Source organism: Legionella sp., assembly GCF_047605385.1.
Taxonomy (GTDB): Bacteria; Pseudomonadota; Gammaproteobacteria; order Legionellales; family Legionellaceae; genus Legionella.
The window spans coordinates 1-4,115 of sequence record NZ_JASGFU010000122.1; the positions used below are offsets into that span (position 1 = coordinate 1).

The window sequence follows — 4,115 nt, forward strand, 5'->3', positions numbered from 1 at the left end:
TTATTCAATTTTGTACTGGGTTTATTATTGGCCTTGGATTATGGGGCTTAACCCTAATGTTATTGTTGATCCTTAATTAACTATCCCATCTCCCAGGGTAGAGAACAGCTCTGCCCTCGACTTCTATAACCTCTAAGTATTTTAACCTCAGCTCGATATAAGAAGTGAAATATTGAAAGAAAAGTCGGCCTATAAGAGTTATCAATTAAGATCACAATTAATGCAGGAGTATGAGTTTTCCTTCAAACGCTAACCACAAGTCCTATACTATTAAAAAGCTATTTACCTACTGACAAGACAGGTAGCTAACCATTATTGAATTTTATCATCAAATGGACATGTGTAGTCAAGTAAGTTTGATTTTTGGAGCTCTAATCTGATTCGTTCAAAAAAACCACCGTTTTTGTGAACTCCTATTATTTTGTTGCGAGAGACGATTTCATTAGGCTCAATGAGTTCAAAAAACTGTTTTAATTAATCTTGATTTAAATAATTACCAAAGGACGTTTTATTAAACTGATTGCTTATGCTTATTGGTATATCCTATTAATAATTGACAGTCCAATAATTTTAAGTGATTTTTTCTACTCGTTTTTCATGAATATAGAATCGATGGCCTATATTAAATGCATTACTCAGAACAAAGGGGTAATTATTTGAAATAGTAACATCAAAAATATTATGGTTAAATAAGACAATTCTTGCCATTATTCGTCTCCCTTGATGCCCGATAAAAATGGTATGATATCCAAATCTTTCTTTATTTAAACTGAGGACATGTGCATTGATTGGCTGATGTTTCATGCTAACAATAGTGTGATCAGTTTTTAATCCATAGCGTACATAGTTTCTATGTAGGATCTAAATGCTCACTTAATGCAAGATGCTTAAAGTTATATGCAAAATAATTAAAACCAATTTTTGCGATGACTCTTGTTATTTCATCATCAATTACTGAACTAAACATTAACTTGCTGTTATTGGATAGAGGGGGCAAAGAATCCGCTTTAGATGATTTTAAGTGAAGCTTGAATCCTGATATCATTAACTTCTGGCGGATCTCATTAGTTTTTTGTGAAAAATCCTCGATGCAGCATGAAGGACCCAAAAATTGAATGCTGGGGGTAAACAAACCTAATGAGTCTAATGTACTTTCATGAGGCAGTTGGTTGCTAGGGTAATGAACACATACCCCTTTTGTTGAGTTAAATAGAACAAACTGTTCCGCAAGCCTTACACTAAATAAAGCTTGGTTGTCTAATTCTATGTCCACTAAAGCATTTCCATGCATTGGTGAATATGTACTCAAACTAAGTTTTTTGCGCAAGGTGTTCGAGTTCTATGGTTTAATATTTGGTGTAATCCACTAGAGCTTTCTTGATAGAGTTGAGGTAGGGCTGTTTTCATGTTTAAATCCTTTTAAATCAAAGTGATTACATTATATCTAATTGATTTTAATATCAATCATTTGATTAATATTTATGACGATGATTTCTCAGCGGATTTGTTTAGTACAATTATTTGCTATTGAAGTACACCTTATTGATATATCAACATGTTTCATTAAACGCCCGTTTAAAATTGCAAATATATCATCATGTGATATAATTAATTATGAATGCAATTGACCATACATTAGAAAATTTATTAGAGCTCAATGGTGAAAGAATCATTATTGATGAGTCTCTTGGCCTATGGGTTAAGTTCGAGGTTATTAAAACACAAAGCCGACAACAGGGTATTAAATATTCGTTAACTCTACATGATAAATCCAATAATCGAATATTGGGTTTTGATAATAGCCATGAAATTAAATATGGGGCAAAGAAAGGGGTTAGCCCGGAAAGAACCTTTGATCATTGGCATTTTGATGAGAAGGATCAAGGAAGACCTTATAATTATATTAATGCAGGACAGCTTTTAGAAGACTTTTGGAATGAGGTAGATAAGCGTCTTATAACTCTTAAGGAGAGTAAATAATGAATAAAGCAAGAATAGGCATTATGTCTCTTGAGCAGTATAAACAGCGCACAATTGCCATTGCCAAGGGGATATATAAACCTAAAAAAGATGAACCAAAAATTTGGTTCACGTCAATGAAGTCATTGGCTCATGTATTATCTGAAGATAATCAACTGCTATTGAAGTTAATTATAGAAAATGAGCCTAAATCTGTTTCTGATTTAGAGGCGCTAACAGGATATAAAAGGAAGGCCAATAATATCCTTAGAACTCTGCGAACAATGGAACAGTATGGTCTAGTTAAACTAGAAGAAAGTCCAAATAAAATACATAGAGGAAGGGCGCCCTTAATGCCTAAAGCTCTGTACGATGAATTTGATGTTGAGTTTTCTCTTCAGCAAGTTTGTTAGTGTTGAAATAAGGATGCTAGTTTATATGGAGTGATATGCGCGATAAAATAAAGGTACTTTACTACCCTGATATGCAAGTATCAGAAACAACGTTAAAAAAATGTATTTTATTCTTTGATGAAATCCATTTTATGGATAGGCCAGCATTGACTATTGGCAATTTCGGCTTAATTGGGGCTCAATCCCCATTAAGAGCAATCGAGCAATCCTTTCGTGAAGATGCTGGTGTACCTTTATATGTGCATAGCGTTGATGGAGGAAGGCTTTCTACTGATATTATGGAAAAAGTAGTATCTGATTTAAGTGATGCTTCCTTTATCGAAAATTATAGGGATGGTCTTTCTAAGTCGAAAACCTTTAGGAACCAACAATTTCCCGAAGGAGATTATGGTTCTTTTGGAAACACTCAAAAAGAACTTATTAAGCTGTTTGAGAATATAGATTTATCACGGTTAGACAATTCCAATACGGTAGAGTTTTTAAAACAAAATTTTTCTCCTTTCGATATAACAAATCCTGATGCGGTTAATGCATTTTTATTGCAGCGAATAGCACTATGTTCTGCTCAATTAAATTTTTCATTAATGAAGGGGGCTAGGAGTGGATTTATCCCGCTAGCAGATGCCACTCCTTATGTAAATTTATTAAATACTCAATATAAGCGTGCCGCAAAAAACTTAGAAAATTCGGATACTATCGTTAGTATCGCAGATCTTGGTTTTGCAATATTTGATGAACTCATATCCAATGAAAGTATAGAGAGCATGGATATTAGAAAAGTTGTTGAATATAGAAAAAAATCTGAAAATGCACGAGAGGAGTTCTTGGAATATCTTGCCTCAATTCAAGTGAAACAAGCAAGTCTTCTTACACATGAGAATTATTTACAAGGAATCACTACATTAATTAAAACTGAAATCACCCCAGCGGTAACAAATTTTAGGAAGAGGCTTGAAACTATTAATGAGGGATTTACAAGTTCTCTCTTGAAAGGGGGCATAGAAGGGGCTGCTGTGTTTAGTGGAATTCATATCTTCGCCGATATCACATGGCTGCAAATTGTGGCTCTGGTGGGAGCCTCTAGCCGATATGTTTTGAAGGCAGCAGTGGATAATTATTTTGCAGCACGTGCGTTGAGAAGAGAAAGTAGCATTTCTTATCTCCTATCATTAGACGAGCATATGCAAAAATTTCAACATAAAAGGGATATCATCGCTGAATAAATATCGCAAGATAATAGGTTGGCCAGATACGCAACTTCTCAAAAGATATTAGGTCTGATTAATCTTAGACTCACAACTGTAATTCATTATTAAATCTCAGAGCAATTTTAATGGTCATATTATATTATTATGATAAAGAGTTTAGCGAAGTATAGACTAAACACCCCAATGTGCACCAAAAAGGTATAGTTGATGGACAGAACTTCTAATGATCCACTGCACGGCATTACCCTAGAGGCTATCTTGAATAGTTTGTTGATTTGTTATGGTTGGGAAGGCCTAGCGAAAAGAGTCAAAGTTAACTGCTTTTCTTCCAACCCCAGTATCAAATCCAGCCTTAAATTTCTGCGCAAAACACCATGGGCAAGAAAGGAAATTGAAACCCTTTATCTTGCTTCCTTAAAAGATAAAAATTGCGACAACTCATAATTACTGGAGTAATAAATAATATGAAAGATGTTTTCATTAACCCCAGTTCGGAGTTTTTTAGTCTAATTTTCAGAGAGTAAAGCAGAGTCCT

General features: G+C 34.2%; 6 protein-coding genes. 4 read left to right on the top strand and 2 right to left on the bottom strand.

Annotated features, from left to right (window positions below):
* Nucleotides 1-570: 570 nt before the first annotated feature.
* Nucleotides 571-708, bottom strand: coding sequence for a hypothetical protein (locus QM652_RS14205; RefSeq protein ID WP_415076923.1), 138 nt, complete (start codon nt 706-708; stop codon nt 571-573).
* A gap of 142 nt (nt 709-850) precedes the next feature.
* Nucleotides 851-1,273 (bottom strand): hypothetical protein, encoded by a 423-nt coding sequence (locus QM652_RS14210; RefSeq protein WP_415076925.1) that lies wholly within the window; start codon nt 1,271-1,273, stop codon nt 851-853.
* A 341-nt stretch (nt 1,274-1,614) separates the two neighbouring features.
* Between QM652_RS14210 and QM652_RS14215 the strand changes: the two genes are divergently transcribed.
* The 4 genes from QM652_RS14215 to QM652_RS14230 all read left to right on the top strand — a co-directional run bounded on the left by QM652_RS14215 (nt 1,615) and on the right by QM652_RS14230 (nt 4,024).
* Complete coding sequence (locus tag QM652_RS14215; protein WP_415076927.1) at nt 1,615-1,980, top strand: DUF6516 family protein; 366 nt, start codon at nt 1,615-1,617, stop codon at nt 1,978-1,980.
* The gene (locus QM652_RS14220) at nt 1,980-2,372 is read left to right on the top strand and encodes a transcriptional regulator (protein WP_415076929.1); all 393 of its coding nucleotides are present in this window, start codon (nt 1,980-1,982) and stop codon (nt 2,370-2,372) included. The genes QM652_RS14215 and QM652_RS14220 overlap by 1 nt, the downstream gene beginning before the upstream one ends.
* Before the next feature lie 35 nt (nt 2,373-2,407).
* Nucleotides 2,408-3,595: a hypothetical protein gene (locus tag QM652_RS14225; protein ID WP_415076931.1), complete on the top strand. Its 1,188-nt coding sequence runs from the start codon at nt 2,408-2,410 to the stop codon at nt 3,593-3,595.
* A gap of 192 nt (nt 3,596-3,787) precedes the next feature.
* Complete coding sequence (locus QM652_RS14230) at nt 3,788-4,024, top strand: VF530 family DNA-binding protein (RefSeq protein ID WP_415076933.1); 237 nt, start codon at nt 3,788-3,790, stop codon at nt 4,022-4,024.
* Nucleotides 4,025-4,115: the final 91 nt, after the last annotated feature.